General features: G+C 50.1%; 15 protein-coding genes and 2 pseudogenes. 9 read left to right on the forward strand and 8 right to left on the reverse strand.

Annotation, left to right across the window (positions count from 1 at the left end; translation table 11 throughout):
- Positions 1–229 precede the first annotated feature (229 nt).
- The 3 genes from ACW9H9_RS13080 to ACW9H9_RS13090 form a co-directional block, all read right to left on the reverse strand.
- The gene (locus tag ACW9H9_RS13080) at positions 230–955 is read right to left on the reverse strand and encodes a hypothetical protein (RefSeq protein ID WP_314641199.1); all 726 of its coding nucleotides are present in this window, start codon (positions 953–955) and stop codon (positions 230–232) included.
- Between the two features lie 340 nt (positions 956–1295).
- A complete protein-coding gene (locus ACW9H9_RS13085) occupies positions 1296–1742 on the reverse strand; it encodes a hypothetical protein (protein WP_198790675.1) in 447 nt (148 codons plus the stop codon).
- A 2-nt stretch (positions 1743–1744) separates the two neighbouring features.
- Complete coding sequence (locus ACW9H9_RS13090; protein WP_198790674.1) at positions 1745–2128, reverse strand: hypothetical protein; 384 nt, start codon at positions 2126–2128, stop codon at positions 1745–1747.
- Between the two features lie 425 nt (positions 2129–2553).
- Between ACW9H9_RS13090 and ACW9H9_RS13095 the strand changes: the two genes are divergently transcribed.
- Entirely contained in the window at positions 2554–3501 is a 948-nt protein-coding gene (locus ACW9H9_RS13095) for a hypothetical protein (protein WP_457374537.1), read from the forward strand.
- Between the two features lie 12 nt (positions 3502–3513).
- Positions 3514–3936: a hypothetical protein gene (locus ACW9H9_RS13100; RefSeq protein ID WP_198790672.1), complete on the forward strand. Its 423-nt coding sequence runs from the start codon at positions 3514–3516 to the stop codon at positions 3934–3936.
- A gap of 25 nt (positions 3937–3961) precedes the next feature.
- On the opposite strand, the gene ACW9H9_RS13105 is transcribed toward ACW9H9_RS13100, so the two are convergent.
- From ACW9H9_RS13105 to ACW9H9_RS13120, 4 genes are all read right to left on the reverse strand, one after another.
- Positions 3962–5521, reverse strand: a complete 1560-nt coding sequence (locus ACW9H9_RS13105; protein ID WP_233097284.1) for a relaxase/mobilization nuclease domain-containing protein — start codon at positions 5519–5521, stop codon at positions 3962–3964.
- 1 nt (position 5522) lies between these two features.
- A complete protein-coding gene (locus tag ACW9H9_RS13110) occupies positions 5523–5972 on the reverse strand; it encodes a hypothetical protein (protein WP_198790671.1) in 450 nt (149 codons plus the stop codon).
- Between the two features lie 51 nt (positions 5973–6023).
- The gene (locus ACW9H9_RS13115) at positions 6024–6590 is read right to left on the reverse strand and encodes a hypothetical protein (RefSeq protein WP_198790670.1); all 567 of its coding nucleotides are present in this window, start codon (positions 6588–6590) and stop codon (positions 6024–6026) included.
- Between the two features lie 619 nt (positions 6591–7209).
- Entirely contained in the window at positions 7210–8838 is a 1629-nt protein-coding gene (locus ACW9H9_RS13120) for a recombinase family protein (RefSeq protein ID WP_198790669.1), read from the reverse strand.
- A 38-nt stretch (positions 8839–8876) separates the two neighbouring features.
- Between ACW9H9_RS13120 and ACW9H9_RS13125 the strand changes: the two are divergent.
- The 3 genes and pseudogenes from ACW9H9_RS13125 to ACW9H9_RS13135 all read left to right on the forward strand — a co-directional run.
- Positions 8877–9713 (forward strand): annotated as a pseudogene (locus tag ACW9H9_RS13125) (PA0069 family radical SAM protein); the annotation flags it as partial.
- A 224-nt stretch (positions 9714–9937) separates the two neighbouring features.
- Positions 9938–10669, forward strand: a complete 732-nt coding sequence (locus ACW9H9_RS13130; RefSeq protein WP_457343620.1) for a carbonic anhydrase — start codon at positions 9938–9940, stop codon at positions 10667–10669.
- A gap of 85 nt (positions 10670–10754) precedes the next feature.
- Positions 10755–12315 (forward strand): annotated as a pseudogene (locus ACW9H9_RS13135) (SulP family inorganic anion transporter); the annotation flags it as partial.
- Between the two features lie 30 nt (positions 12316–12345).
- Here the strand turns inward: ACW9H9_RS13135 and ACW9H9_RS13140 are convergent.
- The gene (locus ACW9H9_RS13140) at positions 12346–12993 is read right to left on the reverse strand and encodes a hypothetical protein (RefSeq protein WP_457343680.1); all 648 of its coding nucleotides are present in this window, start codon (positions 12991–12993) and stop codon (positions 12346–12348) included.
- A gap of 359 nt (positions 12994–13352) precedes the next feature.
- Between ACW9H9_RS13140 and coxB the strand changes: the two genes are divergently transcribed.
- Genes coxB through ACW9H9_RS13160 form a run of 4 tightly spaced genes read left to right on the forward strand, consistent with a single transcriptional unit; the run spans position 13353 to position 17632 of the window.
- A complete protein-coding gene (gene coxB, locus ACW9H9_RS13145) occupies positions 13353–14480 on the forward strand; it encodes a cytochrome c oxidase subunit II (RefSeq protein ID WP_457343621.1) in 1128 nt (375 codons plus the stop codon).
- A 58-nt stretch (positions 14481–14538) separates the two neighbouring features.
- Positions 14539–16128, forward strand: a complete 1590-nt coding sequence (gene ctaD, locus ACW9H9_RS13150; protein WP_457343622.1) for a cytochrome c oxidase subunit I — start codon at positions 14539–14541, stop codon at positions 16126–16128.
- A gap of 30 nt (positions 16129–16158) precedes the next feature.
- A complete protein-coding gene (locus tag ACW9H9_RS13155; protein ID WP_457343623.1) occupies positions 16159–16710 on the forward strand; it encodes a cytochrome c oxidase assembly protein in 552 nt (183 codons plus the stop codon).
- A 34-nt stretch (positions 16711–16744) separates the two neighbouring features.
- A complete protein-coding gene (locus ACW9H9_RS13160; RefSeq protein WP_457343625.1) occupies positions 16745–17632 on the forward strand; it encodes a cytochrome c oxidase subunit 3 in 888 nt (295 codons plus the stop codon).
- Positions 17633–17636 lie beyond the last annotated feature (4 nt).

The following is a 17636-nucleotide window of genomic DNA, read 5'->3' on the forward strand; positions in this document are numbered from 1 at the left end:
GGTCGCTTCGCTTTAAAATCACAAGCTTTTTAAAGTCCAAATAAAGGGCCTAACCATTACAGGCCAAACAGTGCCAATTTTTCGTGATTTTTCTAAAAGCGGATTATTGACATTTCTAAAAAGAAAATTCGATTTAATCAAGATCAATGATCTCTAAAAACAGGCCATAAAAATAGAAAAAGCCCATTATTGAGCCTTTTGTTTAGTTTTACGCTTGAAATCAAGTTTTTTAAATTGTCATCATATCGACCATGTCGCGGTAGTCTTTTTTACGGTCGTTAAACGTAGCCATAAACTCAATACCGTCATCTTTATACACTGGGTTAGATAATGATGGTCTAGTAGCCTTTTTCTGCTTACTTTCTTCTTCTTGATAGTCATATGGCTTTGAACCGACGATCAACGTGAAATAACCGATATTCATGTTTATCTTTTTGAATACCTTTCTATTCTTCACAAGTGAAATCGAAACCCTGAACTCTGTGCGGACTTCTTGAAATTTGAAAAAGTCGTCAGGCTCTAACATTTCTTCAAAAGCCATTCTCAATACCGGATCGATCTCTATGCCGTTTGAAGTAGGTGTTTTACGGGTTATTATTCTCGTAAGCTTCTGGCATTTGGACAAAGACGAAACCGGCTTGAACTTATGTGTTCTAGTAAGCTTTATTGATGCCGCATCGTAATCAAATTGATCAAGATCAATAATGTGAAATTTTTTGTGTGTGGCGTTTTGATATTGAGGAGACGCAAAATAATCATTCAATACATATTGCACAATGGGCAAAGCGGTTTTGTTATCTGTGATCAATAAGTGTTTTGTGCTTATATCAGTCTCTTCGCCATAAACAATTGCTTTTGCGTGACCGTGCTGAAAAGTTTTATAATTACCAAACTTTGCACTCATGCAAAATGCTTGGCTACCTAACTCTACTGGGTTGAATTCTGTGTTTTTCATAAATATCCTTTTGTGTGTTGATACTTAAATGAAAACACAAAAAAAGATAATGTCAAATTAAAGGGCCGCACTATTTTAATGAATGGGGCTTATTGTCTAACCCTATTTTACAATAATGTCCGACCTTAAATATATTTTCAATTTGCTATTGACATGTAATTAATGGCTTACGAAAGCCTTAAAGCGACCATTGAAAAAATGGTAGAACTCAAAAATTTGCAAGATTTTCTAAAATAAAATTGACAATATTTTATTGAAAAATAAATTGTCAAAAGAAAGGGCCTAAACCAAACAGGCACAAAAAAGCCCCAATCAAGGGGCTATTTTTTCTCAAAAAATATCAGGCAGTGACAGGAACGCCACCAAGCTTTTTGATCAGTGCATCGAAGTCTTCAACCTCGTTTTTCTTGATCAGATCCGTAAGGTAATCTTTGTATTTTGTGAAGCCAGCGGCTTTAACAGCCTTTTCAAGATCGGGCTTCATCTTCCCTTGTGTGCTTTCTTTAAGCACCACATCAACACCATCAACCACTACTTTAAATTGTGGCTTTGTCTCCTTTGGTGCCTTCTCGCTCACGCTTTTGGTGTTTTTAGCGGGGCTTTCTACTTTGTGATAGGAATGCACCACGTCGAGAAAATCGGACACGTTATAGCCATGCTTATCACGAAGTGCATCAAGCTCTTCAACAAACTTAAGAACCTTCATTTCGGTTTCATCAGCTTTTAGGCTCTTGATTTGTTCTTCAAGCTGTTTTTGCTGTGCCAGTAGATCAAGCAATTTTGACATTTTTAGACGACCTTATGCAGTTCATGCAGGAAAGTGGAAAAGCCTTTTTCAATTTTAATGTAGAACTCAGGCCAATGATCATCGACGATCTTTGAAATGGTTTCTTTTACGTTATCAAGGTTTTCTTGGCTTTCGATTTCAGACTGTCGAAGCCCTAGTGTGTAGAGGATCACATAAAGGGCGTAGGTTTTTAAAGCCGATTTCAATGCGGTTTCAGCATTAAACAAGCCAAGTTCAATCTTGGTTTTTAGATCCAGCACTTCAATACAATACTCGTCGTAATGAAGGCAATCTAAGGCTTTACCGTCCCTTGGATCTCTTGACCATTGACTGTGTAGCGTTTCTAAAATGATCTCTTTATTTACGGCTAGCTTGTCAATTATCAATCTTTTAGCCCATTCCATTGATCAAAAAATGGATTTTAAAATCAATTCTTGAAAATGTCAAAATAAAGGGCCTAGGCTCTTAACGGTTTAGTTTTTAAGATTTTTGACCCACCAGATGAGCTTTTGACGTTCTGCCCTACATCTTATATATAGATTTACGAAGTAAATATCTTTTCTTTTGTGAAAACGTTCGAATAAGCCCGCAAGAATAAGGAAATCTTAAAAATCCCAGTTAACGCTCCTTATTTATTTACCCCCTTTCGGTTAACGCTCCTTATTTTTTAAAGTGGTTTATCTTTTAAAATATGGATAATCTCAAAGCATGATAATACGGTTAACAGAATTTGTTATTTTTTTACTGTTTTAATCTTGTAATTGATTTTTTTTGTGGTTAATTATAAGTATAACAAGGGTAAAAAATAACCATGAAATACATTTTAAAAGAAAATGGCAAAGAAAAAGAAGTGTTCAAGCTGAAAGGTTATGTATCAGTTCCTCGCGTTTTTCTAGCTCTTCCATTGTTCAACACAATAAACGCTCACAAAGAGCCGAGAGGCTTTGAAATAGCCAAAAACCATAATGCTAAAAACATACATATTGCTTCTACGTCGCTGACTATATTCAATGACTTTGAAGTATTTCTTTTTATTTTGCGAAAAGTATACAGCAGCAAAAGCAATGAATTTGAATTTACTCTTGATGAAATAATGAATGACTTTGATGTTAAAACATCACATAGAACAACGTATTTTTCGATCTTCAAGCAGTCAATTAGAAAGCTCAATAAGATAAATATTGAATATGAAGAAGAAACGGAAGATGGAACAAAAACTGTTTTTCTAAACTTCATCACTGGTGAGCTGACTAAAAAAGGCGGAAAGATTGAAGTGTCAAAACGCTTTATTGAGTTTTTTGGTAGCCTCAAAGAGTTGTACGAGATCGACACGAAGATGCTGAACTTATTAACAAATGAGTATCAGCGTATTCTTTATGTGTTGTACGTTTGTAATAGACGAAACAAAACAAACTATTTCAGTGTTGAAATGTTAAAAGAACGATTTCGCATCAGCGATAAAATGCCCAGCAAAACATTCATAATGAAAATAAGAAAGGCCAATGAACCACTTCAAGAAATGGGCCTAATTGAAGACTTTAAAGAAGACAAAACTAATCGAGTAACTACAAGGTTTTTAGTCGATTACAGTTATAAGTCGCTCTACAAGGATTTTAAAGAAAAAAAAGCAATTGCTGAAAAACTAAAAGCGTCAAGTATCGAAAAGAAAACCGTTAAAGGGTTGAATTTAGACGCTTTTGAAAGTGATATACCTGACAGCTTCAAAGAAACAATTGAAGCTTCAAAAACAACAAATTAATGAGGTGAGAAAATGGAAGCAAAGGAAATTAAAGAAATAGATTTGAAGCACGTCAGCATTGCCGCTCAGGCGTTGATTACGCACATTGAAAGCATATTGCCAACGATCCCTAGCGACCGCGTTAGACAGCTCGTAGCGATGAAATTAGGCACTGCTATCAGCAAAGGTGGTGATGAGGCCATGTTGCGTCAAATTCTGTTGTTGGCTGTTACAGCAATCGAAAGTAGCGAATTGATAGAACATAAATTGACTACCGGCGATCTTGAATACAATCCTTTTACTGGTGAAATACTTAGCGAAATAAACGTTTTGCCAGCCGTTGTTGCAGTCATAAAAGTGCAAAAAGAAGTATTGAAAAGCAAAGCACCGAAAGCAACACCAAATGAACAAAAGCCGCCAAGCAGTGCGGTTTACGACAACCCAAAAACAGAATGAAGAAAACGCCATTAAGGCGTTTTTTTTAATCTGGTCTTAACTGCTGCCTTCTTCTTTTTTCGTTTTGATAAGCTTCGTTTTCGGCACTGCTTTGACTGTTTTTAGCTTGTGCAGCAAGAACACGCATCTCCGAAAGTTTTTCATTCATCGAACCAGCGGCATCATGCACTGCGAATACATCAGCAGTCTTAACAAGTCCATCAGCTACACCAGCGGCCCCGGTTTTTCCAAGTCTTTTGGCTTTCGTATCATCGTCAGCATTGACAGGAGGTATAAAGCTTTTTGATTTAGGATCTTCAAGATGATCCACCGCTTTTTTAACAGGTGTTGTAGGATGTGGCTTTTTAGCTGTTTTATCATCTGGCTTATTAGTCGGTGAAGATGTAACGCTAATCGCTTCAATCGGCTTCTTAAACGCTGGATTTTCAAGCTTCAATTTTTCAAGCTCTGCTTTATCGTCTGCGGTTGGTGTGAAACCTTTAAGCGAGTAACCTTTTTGATCCAGTTGCATCATGTGGAATTCGAGCCATGCGTTACGCTTAAAATCGTCATTGCCATTGAGGTGCAAGGTTTGAGGTTTGCCGTTCTCAGTGAGCTTTTGAAGACCCGCTTTAATCACCATCGGGTTACTGGTTTTGAACGTGGCACAGCCATTACTGTATTCAAAAGCTTTTTTGTTTGAGTTTTTGAAAAAGAAATCGTGACCATCAGGTGTATCGAAGCGGGTATCTAGGACACGGTTAGATTTCTTGATCCTCCTTTCGGTGATGCTTGATTGCTCATCATGGAAATCGCCGCCAATGCTGCCATAACCGTCATTCCCAGGCTTTTCTGTGTGAAGTGATGCAAGCGTAGCGGCAAACTTGGGATCGTCGCCTAATGCGGCTTTTAAGGTCTTGTAGGACACCGCAAGGTCGGAAGCCTTGAAGGTCTGATCATCTTTTGTAAGTGAATACGCTTCTTTTGCACTGTGGTGAATGTCGAAGCCCGCACCATTGGCAAGCATCAAGAATTCGGAAGCGGTCAACGCATTATCCAGAATGGTTTTTAATTCTTTTTTAAAGGTCTTCTTGTATTCGTCTTCTGTCTTAGGTTTGCGGTGCTCATTGTAAAGCCCATGTTTCAATTCAAGCTTTTTAATGATCGGGTTGTAATCGATCATCTTGTTATTGACCTTTTTTGTTTCTAGGTCAGTAAGGTGGATCATTGCGTGAACGTGATGGTGCTCGGTGTTTCTCTCAACAACAAACATGTAATGTCTGTTTTCATTTGAGCTATTTTTAACGCCATTTCTCAAATAGACTTCTTTCGCCATTTCGATCATTTGTGCATCTGTAAATTTATTCGCTTCGCTTGGGTGTAACGACAGCGAATTGAATTGATATAGATTTTTTTGATTGGGAACGCGGGCACTTTCAAAAACTTTTTCTATACGCATAACATAGGCGTGATCTGTTTCACCTTCGAGGCGTTCAATAGAGCAATCTATTGCATCGCCTTGGGGATTTAATTTCAAAAGGTAGTCTGCTGAGTTGGCAACCCCATTTGTATAACCGCCAGTTCTTGTTTCCATTGAATTGATCATGTTAGGCACCTTTCTTTTTCTTTGATTTAACAAACTCCTTCAAGGTCAAATCTGCCGAACATTTAACGTTGTCTTCATAAACGCAAAACGTGTTGACGGCTTTTTCTAGATTGGTGGCGAACGCCAACATGGCAGAAAGATTTTTGCCATTGTCTTTTTCTAGGTAGTTGATCAAGGTCTTAAATTTTTCAGGTTGGGATTGAATGAGGTTCAAACCTTTGATTATGTTTTTACCTAATCCGCCAGCTTTTGCGAAAACGTCGTTATAGCTCTCAACCTCATTGATTAAGATTACGTTTGCGTTATTGACGGAATTCATTACGAGATCAGCAACTGACGTTGAACCAGTTGCAGCCATTGCGGCTAGTAGTGTGTCTTTCTCTTCTTGCGATACGCGAAGGGTAAAACGTTTATCTCTGTTTCTTACTCTTGGTTTTTTGTCATTGCTCATGTTTCTCCTGATCTAAGTTTAATTTGGTGAACAAAGGCCGGGGCCTATTGTTCATAGTCTTCCTTCGGCTAAATCCATAATGAAAATTGCGAGCATCTTTATATTCATCATGTCATCACCATGTATTTTATGATCATGGTTGTTCTCAGCAGCAGATAACGCAATTGATTGTATATCGCTGGCAAGTCGATAAATAATATCGCCTAGCTTTTTGCTTCCATCGGGATAGCTATCTAAAAAGTCCTTCAAAATTACATCTTCATACCAATCAATTTGGTCTATTTTCTCATGATAGTTCCTAACGAAATTTACAATTGGCTCCAATTCTTTTAGGCGTTGATCATCCTTCTGTTTCTTTTGTGCTCTCATTTCAAGCATGAAGCCTTTCGAGAATACCCCACGTTTTATATAATCCAACTCCTTCGGGGTAAGTGCCTGTTTATCGGGTTGGCCAATTCCGAAATCATCATCATCAAAGTCAAAATCAAAATCGTTTGTTTCAGGGACTACCGCGATTGGTGGTTCGTCCTTGGCGGCGACTTCATCACCAAAGTCAAAATCATTTGAAAATAATTCATCTAAGCTATCGAAATCGTTTGTGTCTTTTTTGTCTGTCATAATTTTCCTCATGTTTATGGTTTATTTTTATAGCTCGACGAATACCCGTCGGTCTTCTTCTTTGCCAAGGCTGCATAACAGTCTTCGCATAGCCAAGCCTCTATATATGCACGGCTATTTTTTACTGCTTTAAGTTGGCAGCATTTAATGCAAGTTCTAAATTTGTCATATTTACTCATAAGTCCTCATGGTTGGTTTTTGATTTTTCTTTAATGTCCGAAGGCATTAAAGGGGGCTTGCTTTTGACTTTCTGTAATATCCGAAGGTATTACAGCAACCGGCTTTTGACTTTGCTTTTGCCCTTGCTCTTGATTTTAAATTTCAAACGAAGTGCGACAATTTCAAGCGGCCCGTCCCGCAGGGTGGACAGACACGACGAAGTCAGTGGCAGTCCAAGGGCCTTGCTTGCAAAAGAAAGAAAGCTTACCTATACAATTATCATATTATAATGTGCTGTCAAATTAGTGGACTGCCAACTATATAAAAGTATGGACTGCCAACTTTAGGACTTCCAAAAAAAATAGCCATCCAATTTGGACAGCCATTTTATACCGTTTGATTTTTAGACCATATTAAGAAAGCATGTTAGACGTTTGATGGTTAGACTTTTACTGCTGGGCTATTCTTGTGATTGATAGCCTGCTTTAAGATCAAAGCGTTCTTCATCTTCGGGCTTAAACTCGGGTGGCTCAAATCCTATGATCTGATCTCCGGTGTTACCTTCTGCGTCTATGAACCTTTGAACGCCGTTAAAAAACTCGATTTCAAGGGCGTTTTCTAGATAATCTATACGAATATGTTTGATGATCTTTTTAAGTTCGCTATTGTATCTCACACGTTTTTCAATGGCTTCGTCAGAGCGATCATAAATTATTTCGCTAATGTCATTTGATTTCAAACCAGAAAACGATTTTTCGGACATGTATATTTGATCAAGCTTTTTACTTTCGCTTTCGATTTCTTGATCTATGTGGGTGCGGTTGCTTTCTAGTTCTGCGATCAATTCGTTGTAAGTAGATGGTATGGTTTTACCACTCATAATCATGTTTTTAACGTCGATCTTGAAGTCGTCAAGCCTGCTAGTTATTTGATCTCTGTTCGCTTCCATTTTCATGATTTTTGTTTTCAGTTCCTCGGCCTGCGTGTTTTCTTCAAGCAAGGCTGAAACATTCAAGCCATCTGTGAAAGCGAAGAACATGCCAAATAATTTTTTACCTCGGATCGACAATTGACCAAAATGGCTATTTAGATCGCATTTTCCGGTCATTGAATTGGTGCAAATGAAATAATCCCTTTCACCTTTATTCATATAGCGGATGGTGCCGCCACACCATTTGCAATAAATTAGGTCACGAAAAACGTTATATCGTTGATTAGAGTATCTACCCGCGAAAGGTCTACGGGATTTGATTACTTCTTGAACCTGATAGAAAAGCTTTTCATCGACAACGGCGGGGTAATAATTCGGTATGGCATCGCCTTCGTCTTTACGTTTTAGTTGTCCACCTTCGTCATAATGGATTTTTTGCGGGGAATGCTCGCCAATCAATTTACGATTAGACAATAGGTATTGTGTCTGGTGAATAGCGAGCTTTTCACTATAAAGATCGTTATATTCTCGCGTTGCTTCTTGTAGACCTTTCGACAATGAAAGCTTAAAAAGCGTGTTAATTCGTTCGACTTTTGCTTGGTCAATGACAAAAGCATTGTTTTCGACTTTTAACCAAGTCGGCACCTTTTTAGTGACGATTTCACCGTTTCGCATTTTTTCGCGATTAAATTTCCATGCTTTGCTTGAAAAATCGCTTTTTCGCTCACTCTCTGCGTTTGCTCGTTCAAACTCTACTAAGGCACTGATCCAATCCCCGAAATCTAGATTATCCGCATCATAGATTTTGTTTTTATCAAGAATGACGATCTTGATACCGGCGTAAAGGAGATCGGAAAAAATTTTGTTACTGCGGACAATTTTGTCACGCGAGAGCCGGTCGAAGTTTTCAATCAAGAGATACGAACCCTTGTCGATTTCGCCCATTCTCACTTGACGCAAAAACTGACCTAACACGCCTTCAGCACTGGCGTTTTTCCCCCGGTGAGCTGACGTACCAGCGTCTTCAAGGTGTCGATCCACATCCAAGCCATGCTTGGTGACGAAAGCGTCTATAAGCTCGTTTTGGCGGGTTCTAGTGCTGCCGTCTTCTTGCCGGGTCGAGGAAAAGCGAACGTAGGGAAAGCATTTTTTGGTCATTTTTTAATCAACCCGGTGCGATGGAACGTATAGCCTAGCATGTCTGTATCTACTGCTATGCACGGCCCAGCCATGCCTATTGGGACTTGTCCCCGGGGCTGGACTTCGAAACCAAGCTGATCGCCAAGACCAACGCCGCCCAGGTGCTGGAGCAGCAATTATCGAAACCCGGTTATGTGTGCGGGCCGATCAACCTGGGGGCCAATACCGATCCCTACCAACCCATCGAGCGCGAATACCGGATCACTCGGCAGGTCCTTGAAGTGTTGCTGCGTTATCGCCACCCGGTGACCATCGTCACCAAAGGCTCGCTGATCCTGCGTGATCTGGACCTTTTGGCCGAACTGGCCCGGCAGCGGCTGGTGGCGGTGATGATCAGCCTCACCAGCCTGGACGATGAGCTCAAGCGCATCCTGGAACCGCGCGCAGCCGCGCCCAAGGCCCGGCTGCGGGCGATCCGGGTGATGCGCGAAGCCGGGGTGCCGGTGGGCGTGTTGTGCTCACCGATGATCCCGATGATCAACGACAGTGAGCTGGAAAGCCTGCTGACCCAGGCGCACGCCGCTGGAGCACAAAGCGCGGCCTACATGATGTTGCGCCTGCCGTTGGAAGTGGCGCCGCTCTTTGAGGAGTGGCTGGCGGCGCATTACCCCCAGCGCGCCGCGCATGTGATGAGCCTGGTACGCCAAGTACGCGGTGGCGGGGTTTACGACAGCCGCTTCGGCGTACGCATGCGCGGTGAGGGGCCGTTTGCCGATCTGCTGGCGCAACGTTTTGCCAAGGCCATCAAGCGCCTGGGCCTCGACCGGCGCGACGGGTTCAATCTGGACTGCACCGCCTTCTGCCCGCCCGGCAGGCAGATGGCATTGCTGTGAGTTGTGGGTAAAATGGACTTTCCTGTCGGAATAGTCGCGTTTTGACATCACTGAAACCCGCGAGCTAGAGCGGTTCATTCAGTTTGAGTTAAGTTTCGGCGGGTACTTTCTTCATCCAGTGAGAAATGAATCGGCGTTACGGCCGGTGGAATTTTCCAACTATTGCACTGGTCCGTTACCCAACCGACCTGGAAACTCTCCTGTTCCCACCACGAGGATGAATCATGAGTGACAAGGATAAACAGCCGTTGGCTGCGTCGGCTTCAGCCCCTCAAAAGGCGGAGTCCGCCGATGCAGCGCTGCAGCACATTGTTGACGGTTTTTTGCGCTTCCATACCGAAGTGTTTCCGCAGCAGGAAGAGCTCTTCAAGAAACTCGCCACGGCGCAGAGTCCGCGGGCGATGTTTATCACCTGCGCCGACTCGCGCATCGTGCCCGAACTGATCACCCAGAGCTCGCCGGGCGATTTGTTCGTGACCCGCAACGTGGGCAACGTCGTGCCGCCCTACGGCCAGATGAACGGCGGTGTGTCCACCGCCATCGAATACGCGGTGCTGGCCCTGGGCGTGCAGCACATCATCGTGTGTGGCCATTCCGATTGCGGTGCCATGCGCGCCGTGCTCAACCCCCAGAGCCTGGAAAAAATGCCCACGGTCAAAGCCTGGCTGCGGCACGCCGAAGTGGCACGCACCATGATTCAGGACAACTGCAACTGCGCCAGTGAAAGCGAAAGCATGCCGTTGTTGACCGAAGAAAACGTGATCGCCCAGCTGCAACATTTGCGCACCCACCCGTCGGTGGCCTCGCGCATGGCTAATGGGCATTTGTTCATCCATGGCTGGGTGTACAACATCGAAACCAGCGAAATCAAAACCTACGATGCGGACAAGGCGGCTTTCCTGCCGTTGAACGGTACTCAACCGATCCCGTCGGCGACGCCTAAAGCGCGCTTCTAACACACTTCCCTGCCGGGTAATGCGATGGCTGCCGTTAGAGCAGCCAGGCTTTGCCGTGCCCGGCGAATGCCTCGGGAGAGTCATCATGCGTGCTGCTCAATTGAAAGCTGTACTGCCACGGGAGCTGTTGGCTTCGGTGGTTGTGTTTCTGGTCGCCCTGCCCTTGTGCATGGGCATCGCGATCGCGTCTGGCATGCCGCCCGCCAAAGGCTTGATCACCGGGATCATCGGTGGTGTGGTGGTGGGCTGGCTGGCGGGTTCGCCGCTGCAGGTCAGCGGCCCGGCAGCCGGGCTTGCGGTATTGGTGTTTGAACTGGTGCGCCAGCATGGCATGGCCATGCTCGGGCCTATTTTGCTGCTGGCGGGTTTGCTGCAACTGGTGGCCGGGCGGTTGCGCCTGGGGTGCTGGTTCCGGGTGACGGCGCCTGCGGTGGTGTACGGGATGCTTGCGGGGATCGGGGTGTTGATTGTGCTTTCGCAAGTGCATGTGATGCTCGATGCGGCGCCGCTGCCGTCCGGGCTTGGCAACCTTGCGGCGTTCCCGGGGGCCGTGGCCCGCGCCATTCCCGGCGCAGGGGGCGGGTTGGGCTGGCAGGCCGGTTTGCTGGGGCTGGCGACGATTCTGGTGATGTGGCTGTGGGACAAGTTCCGCCCACAAGCGCTGCGCTTTGTACCGGGAGCCCTCTTGGGGGTGGGCCTGGCCACGGCGGCGAGCCTGCTGCTGGCCTTGCAGGTCAAGCGCGTGGAGGTTCCGCAAAACCTGGCCGATGCCATCGACTGGCTGCGCCCTGCCGACCTGCTGAGCCTGGCCGACCCCAGTCTGTTGGTCGCCGCCTTTGCCGTGGCGTTTATCGCCAGCGCCGAAACCCTGCTGTCAGCGGCGGCGGTCGATCGCATGCACAATGGGCAACGGTCCGATTTCGATAAGGAATTGTCGGCGCAAGGTGTGGGCAACATGCTCTGCGGGTTGTTGGGTGCCTTGCCGATGACCGGCGTGATCGTACGCAGTTCGGCCAACGTGCAGGCCGGGGCCACCACGCGTCTGTCGGCCATGTTTCATGGCCTGTGGTTGCTGGCGTTCGTGCTGTTGCTGTCCAGCGTGCTGCAAAGCATTCCGGTGGCGAGCCTGGCGGGCGTGTTGGTGTACACCGGGATCAAACTGGTCAACCTCAACGCGTTTCGTGGTTTGGCGCGGTATGGCCGGATGCCCATGTTCACCTACGCGGCCACCGCGCTGGCGATTGTCTTTACCGACCTGCTGACCGGCGTGTTGGTGGGTTTCGGGCTGACGCTGGCGAAGCTGGCGTGGAAGGCATCCCGGCTGAAGGTCAGCCTGGTGGACGTGCCGCAGGCCGGTGAAATGGAGCTGCGGCTGACCGGCGCGGCGACCTTTCTCAAAGTGCCCGCCCTGACCCAGGTGCTGGCTTCGGTGCCCGCCGGGACCACGCTGCACGTGCCCTTGAATAACCTGAGTTACATCGACCACTCCTGCCTGGAACTGTTGGAGGAATGGGGCCGGGCCAACGCAGCCAAGGGCTCCAAGTTGGTGATCGAGGCGCGCGGCTTGAAGCGTCGGCTGGAGGGGCGTTTGCGCACCACCACCGGCATAGGTTCGGCGGCGGTCTGAGCCACCGGTCGCCCCGGGTGGGAGCGCCTGCGCTCCCACCTCATGCACGTCAGGCCGGCGTGTCGAGGTCCAGCCCCACGCCCAGTTGGCGGGACAGGCACGGCCAGCGTTTCCACGCGGCGTCCGTTTGCGGGCTCTTGAGCGTGTCGCGGTAGGCTTCCACCGATTCCAGGGCGAAGCTGTCTTCGTTGAGCATTTCATCCACCGCATGGTGCACGGCTTCGTCCAACTGGTTGGCAAATGTCTCGCCGATCAACTGGTGGGCGATCAGGTTGGCCACGGTGGTGTCCAGCGGGATCAGCGGCTGGCCGAAGTGCTTGATATACAGGTCGTTGACCTCTTCCACCAAGCGGTGCGCCAGGTAGGCCTCGTCCAGCAGGCCGTGCAGGCCTTCGTGCTCGGCCACGATGGCGGGCGGCGCCAGGAAAAACTGCTCGGCGATCTTCAGCACCGGCTTGATCTGGCTTTCGATCCCGGCTTCACGGGCCACCGCATTGGCGGCCTCCAGCAGTTCGGGCACCTGGTCGATGTAGGCGCCCACAAAACGGGTCAGCACGCCCTTGGCGTCGACGTCGGGCAAGGCGATAGCGGGGTGCAAATGCGGTAGTTGCGCCTCCAGCTGCCGGGCGAGCTGGCCAGTGCTGGTTTCGTGTTGACGGGCACGGGAAATCTGCTCGCGCAATGCGGCGGTGTTCATGAAAGCTCCAGGGAAACAGGCGTTGGGATAGGGGAAGCATAAGGTAGCTCGTTTATACGAGCTCATCAGACGTATTCGTCATAATTATTTCACGCCTAATACAAGGCAGTTATATCAAATTGCCATCTTTCGCCGGTAAGCGCGGTGCGGCCCCTCACCGTTGGTCGTTTTTTGTTCATTTGCCCGATCGCATTGCGGGGTGCCGGTCGCTGTCTATACTCGGTTTTGTACGCAATTAGCTGATGACGCCCGACTGCATGAGGCAGGCAAGGCTTGGCGGTTGTAAGCAGTATGGAAGCCGCTCCCTTGGCCGCAGGTGCACACCGGCGGGATAACAAGAATCATAAGGGGAACCCGCAATGACGCGACATCCACCTGTTTGGATGGGCCTTGTGTTGTGGTCGGTATTCAGCCAGGCGCAAGCCGCCTGGACCACGAATATGGCGCCAGGGGCCACTGAAGTCAGCCACGCTGTCTTCGATTTGCACATGACCATTTTCTGGATCTGCGTGGTGATCGGCATCATCGTGTTTGGCGCGATGTTCTGGTCGATGATCGTGCACCGCCGCTCCACCGGCCAGGTCGCCGCCAAATTCCACGAGAGCACGACGGTTGAGATCCTCTGGACCGTGGTGCCTTTGCTGATTCTCGTGGCAATGGCCATTCCGGCCACCAAGACCCTGATCAACATCTACGACAGCAGTGAGTCGGATATCGATATCCAAGTCACCGGCTACCAGTGGAAGTGGCACTACAAATACCTGGGCCAGGACGTCGAGTTCTTCAGCAACCTGGCCACGCCCGCCGAGCAGATTCACAACAAGGCCGACAAGGGCGAGCACTACTTGCTGGAAGTCGATCAGCCGCTGGTGCTGCCGGTGGGGGCCAAGGTGCGCTTTTTGGTCACTGCCGCCGACGTGATCCATTCGTGGTGGGTGCCAGCGTTTGCGGTCAAGCGCGATGCCATCCCGGGCTTCGTCAACGAGGCCTGGACCCGGGTCGAGAAGCCCGGCCTCTACCGGGGGCAATGCGCCGAGCTATGTGGCAAAGACCACGGCTTCATGCCGATTGTGGTGGAGGTCAAGTCCAGGGCCGACTACGACACCTGGCTCGGCGAGCGCAAGGAAGAAGCGGCCAAACTCAAGGAGCTGACCTCCAAGGAGTGGACGCTGGACGAGCTGGTGGCGCGCGGCGACAAGGTCTACCACACCACGTGCGTGGCCTGTCACCAGGCCGAAGGCCAGGGCCTGCCACCGATGTTCCCCGCGCTCAAGGGCTCCAAGATCGCCACCGGGCCCAAGGAGGGCCACTTGAGCATCGTCTACCACGGCAAGCCGGGCACGGCCATGGCGGCGTTCGGCAAGCAGCTCTCGGAAGTGGACATCGCGGCTGTCGTGACCTACGAGCGCAACGCCTGGGGCAACAACAAAGGCGACATGGTCACGCCCAAAGACGTGCTGGCCTTGAAACAGGCAGAAAGCCAATGACCGCCCGCATTGCATACGCCCTGACCCCCTTCGCCCACTCGTTTGCAGGAGAACGCCCATGAGCGCTGTGATCGACGATCATGGTCACGCCGCTGACCACGCCCACGGCCCCGCCAAAGGCCTGATGCGCTGGGTGCTGACCACCAACCACAAAGACATCGGCACGATGTACCTGTGGTTCAGCTTTGCCATGTTTCTGCTGGGCGGCTCGTTCGCCATGGTGATCCGCGCCGAGCTGTTCCAGCCCGGCTTGCAGATCGTGGAACCGGCGTTCTTCAACCAGATGACCACCATGCACGGCCTGGTGATGGTGTTTGGTGCGGTGATGCCAGCCTTCGTCGGCCTGGCCAACTGGATGATCCCGTTGATGATCGGCGCGCCCGACATGGCCCTACCGCGTATGAACAACTTCAGCTTCTGGCTGTTGCCCGCGGCGTTTCTGATGTTGGTGTCTACCCTGCTGATGCCCGGCGGCGGGCCCAACTTTGGCTGGACCTTCTACGCCCCGCTGTCCACCACCTATGCGCCGGAGAGCGTGACGTTTTTCATCTTTGCCATCCACTTGATGGGCGTCAGCTCGATCATGGGGGCGATCAACGTGGTCGCGACCATCCTCAACCTGCGCGCCCCCGGCATGACCCTGATGAAAATGCCGCTGTTCGTGTGGACCTGGCTGATCACCGCGTTCCTGCTGATTGCCGTGATGCCCGTGCTGGCCGGCTGCGTGACCATGATGCTGATGGACATCCACTTCGGCACCAGCTTCTTCAGCGCGGCGGGCGGGGGTGACCCGGTGTTGTTCCAGCACGTGTTCTGGTTCTTCGGCCACCCCGAGGTGTACATCATGATCCTGCCGGCGTTTGGCGCCGTCAGCTCGATCATCCCGACCTTCTCGCGCAAGCCGCTGTTTGGCTACACCTCCATGGTGTACGCCACGGCCAGCATCGCGTTCCTGTCGTTTATCGTGTGGGCGCACCACATGTTCGTGGTGGGCATCCCGTTGGTGGGCGAGTTGTTCTTCATGTACGCCACCCTGCTGATCGCAGTGCCGACGGGCGTGAAGGTGTTCAACTGGGTCAGCACCATGTGGCAAGGCTCGCTGACCTTTGAAACGCCGATGCTGTTTGCAGTGGCGTTCGTGATCCTGTTCACCATCGGTGGGTTCTCGGGCCTGATGCTGGCCATCGCGCCCGCGGACTTCCAGTACCACGACACCTACTTTGTGGTGGCGCACTTCCATTACGTCCTGGTGCCGGGCGCCATCTTCGGGATCTTCGCCTCGGCCTACTACTGGCTGCCGAAATGGACCGGCCACATGTACGACGAAACCCTGGGCAAGCTGCATTTCTGGCTGTCGTTCGTGGGGATGAACCTGGCGTTTTTTCCGATGCACTTCGTAGGCCTTGCCGGCATGCCGCGCAGGGTGCCGGACTACAACCTGCAGTTCGCCGATTTCAACATGGTGTCGTCGATTGGCGCGTTTACCTTTGGCGCCACGCAGATCTTCTTTCTGTTCATCGTGATCAAGTGCATTCGCGGCGGCAAACCCGCCCCGGCCAAGCCGTGGGACGGCGCCGAAGGCCTGGAATGGAGCGTGCCGTCGCCCGCGCCCTACCACACCTTCACCACCCCGCCGGAGGTCAAATGAACACCGGGCGCAGGCGGCGGGGAGGCGACCATGGCTGAGTCCGTGCCCCTCAAGCGGCTGGTCACCCGCCTGCTGATCCTGGTGGTGGCCATGTTCGCCTTCGGCTTTGCCCTGGTGCCGATCTACGACGTGATGTGCAAGGCCTTTGGCATCAACGGCAAGACCGCCGGGCAGTACGAGGGCGAGCAAATCGTCGACCCGACGCGCCAGGTGCGGGTGCAGTTTTTGTCCACCAATGCCATCGACATGGTCTGGGAGTTCCACGCCAAGGCCGACGAGGTGACGGTCAACCCCGGCGCCGTCAACGAGATGCTGTTCGTGGCCTACAACCCCACCGACAAGGCCATGACCGCCCAGGCGGTGCCGAGCATTTCCCCGGCGGAAGCGGCGATGTACTTCCACAAGACCGAATGCTTTTGCTTCACCCAGCAGGTGCTGCAACCCGGTCAGCGCATCGAGATGCCCGTGCGCTTCATTGTCGACCGTGACATGCCCAAGGATGTGAAGCATTTGACCCTGGCGTACACGCTGTTTGACATCACCGCGCGCCAGCCGCCCGTGGCCGTCCATACCGGCGGCTAGGCGTGCCTGCGGGCTCAATCAGGAGAGCGAATACATGTCGACTCATGATACGTACTACGTACCATCGCAAAGCAAATGGCCAATAATTGCCACGCTGGGCATGCTCATCACCGTGTTTGGGCTGGCCACCTGGTTCAATGACCTCAAGGCCGCGCGCCCCGAATCCCACGGCCCGCTGATCTTTTTCGTCGGGGGGTTGCTGCTGGCCTACATGATGTTCGGCTGGTTTGGCGCGGTCATCAAAGAAAGCCGCGCCGGGCTGTACAGCGCGCAAATGGACCGCTCGTTCCGCTGGGGCATGAGCTGGTTCATCTTTTCTGAAGTGATGTTTTTCATCGCGTTCTTCGGCGCACTGTTTTACGTGCGGCACTTGTCGGGCCCGTGGCTGGGCGGTGAGGGCCACAAGGGCGTCGCGCACCTGCTGTGGCCCAACTTCGAGTTCACCTGGCCGCTGCTCAACAACCCCGACCCCAAGCTGTACCCCGCGCCGCAAGGCACCATCAGCCCGTGGGGGTTGCCGCTGGTCAATACGATTCTGCTGGTGAGCTCCAGCGTGACCATCACCATCGCCCACCATGCCTTGCGTAAAGGCCATCGCGGCGCGCTCAAGCTGTGGCTGGCGATCACGGTGCTACTGGGGGCGGCGTTTCTGGGCTTTCAGGCCGAGGAATACATTCACGCCTATAAAGAGCTGGGCCTTACCCTGGGTTCTGGCGTGTACGGCGCGACTTTCTTCATGCTCACAGGCTTTCATGGCGCCCACGTGACCATCGGCACGATCATTTTGTTCGTGATGCTGATGCGCATCTTGCGCGGGCACTTTGATGCCGGGCACCAGTTCGGTTTCGAGGCGGCCAGTTGGTACTGGCACTTTGTGGATGTGGTGTGGATCGGCCTGTTTTTCTTCGTCTACGTGCTGTAGGGCG

Source organism: Pseudomonas sp. SDO5215_S409 (assembly GCF_054071325.1).

Bases quoted from the DNA above. Each gene is read 5' to 3' on its own strand.
- ACW9H9_RS13080 (WP_314641199.1), bottom strand. From the start codon at position 955: ATGAAAAACACAGAATTCAACCCAGTAGAGTTAGGTAGCCAAGCATTT.
- ACW9H9_RS13085 (WP_198790675.1), bottom strand. From the start codon at position 1,742: ATGTCAAAATTGCTTGATCTACTGGCACAGCAAAAACAGCTTGAAGAA.
- ACW9H9_RS13095 (WP_457374537.1), top strand. From the start codon at position 2,554: ATGAAATACATTTTAAAAGAAAATGGCAAAGAAAAAGAAGTGTTCAAG.
- ACW9H9_RS13100 (WP_198790672.1), top strand. From the start codon at position 3,514: ATGGAAGCAAAGGAAATTAAAGAAATAGATTTGAAGCACGTCAGCATT.
- ACW9H9_RS13105 (WP_233097284.1), bottom strand. From the start codon at position 5,521: ATGATCAATTCAATGGAAACAAGAACTGGCGGTTATACAAATGGGGTT.
- ACW9H9_RS13110 (WP_198790671.1), bottom strand. From the start codon at position 5,972: ATGAGCAATGACAAAAAACCAAGAGTAAGAAACAGAGATAAACGTTTT.
- ACW9H9_RS13115 (WP_198790670.1), bottom strand. From the start codon at position 6,590: ATGACAGACAAAAAAGACACAAACGATTTCGATAGCTTAGATGAATTA.
- ACW9H9_RS13120 (WP_198790669.1), bottom strand. From the start codon at position 8,838: ATGACCAAAAAATGCTTTCCCTACGTTCGCTTTTCCTCGACCCGGCAA.
- ACW9H9_RS13130 (WP_457343620.1), top strand. From the start codon at position 9,938: ATGAGTGACAAGGATAAACAGCCGTTGGCTGCGTCGGCTTCAGCCCCT.
- ACW9H9_RS13140 (WP_457343680.1), bottom strand. From the start codon at position 12,993: ATGAACACCGCCGCATTGCGCGAGCAGATTTCCCGTGCCCGTCAACAC.
- coxB (WP_457343621.1), top strand. From the start codon at position 13,353: ATGACGCGACATCCACCTGTTTGGATGGGCCTTGTGTTGTGGTCGGTA.
- ctaD (WP_457343622.1), top strand. From the start codon at position 14,539: ATGAGCGCTGTGATCGACGATCATGGTCACGCCGCTGACCACGCCCAC.
- ACW9H9_RS13155 (WP_457343623.1), top strand. From the start codon at position 16,159: ATGGCTGAGTCCGTGCCCCTCAAGCGGCTGGTCACCCGCCTGCTGATC.
- ACW9H9_RS13160 (WP_457343625.1), top strand. From the start codon at position 16,745: ATGTCGACTCATGATACGTACTACGTACCATCGCAAAGCAAATGGCCA.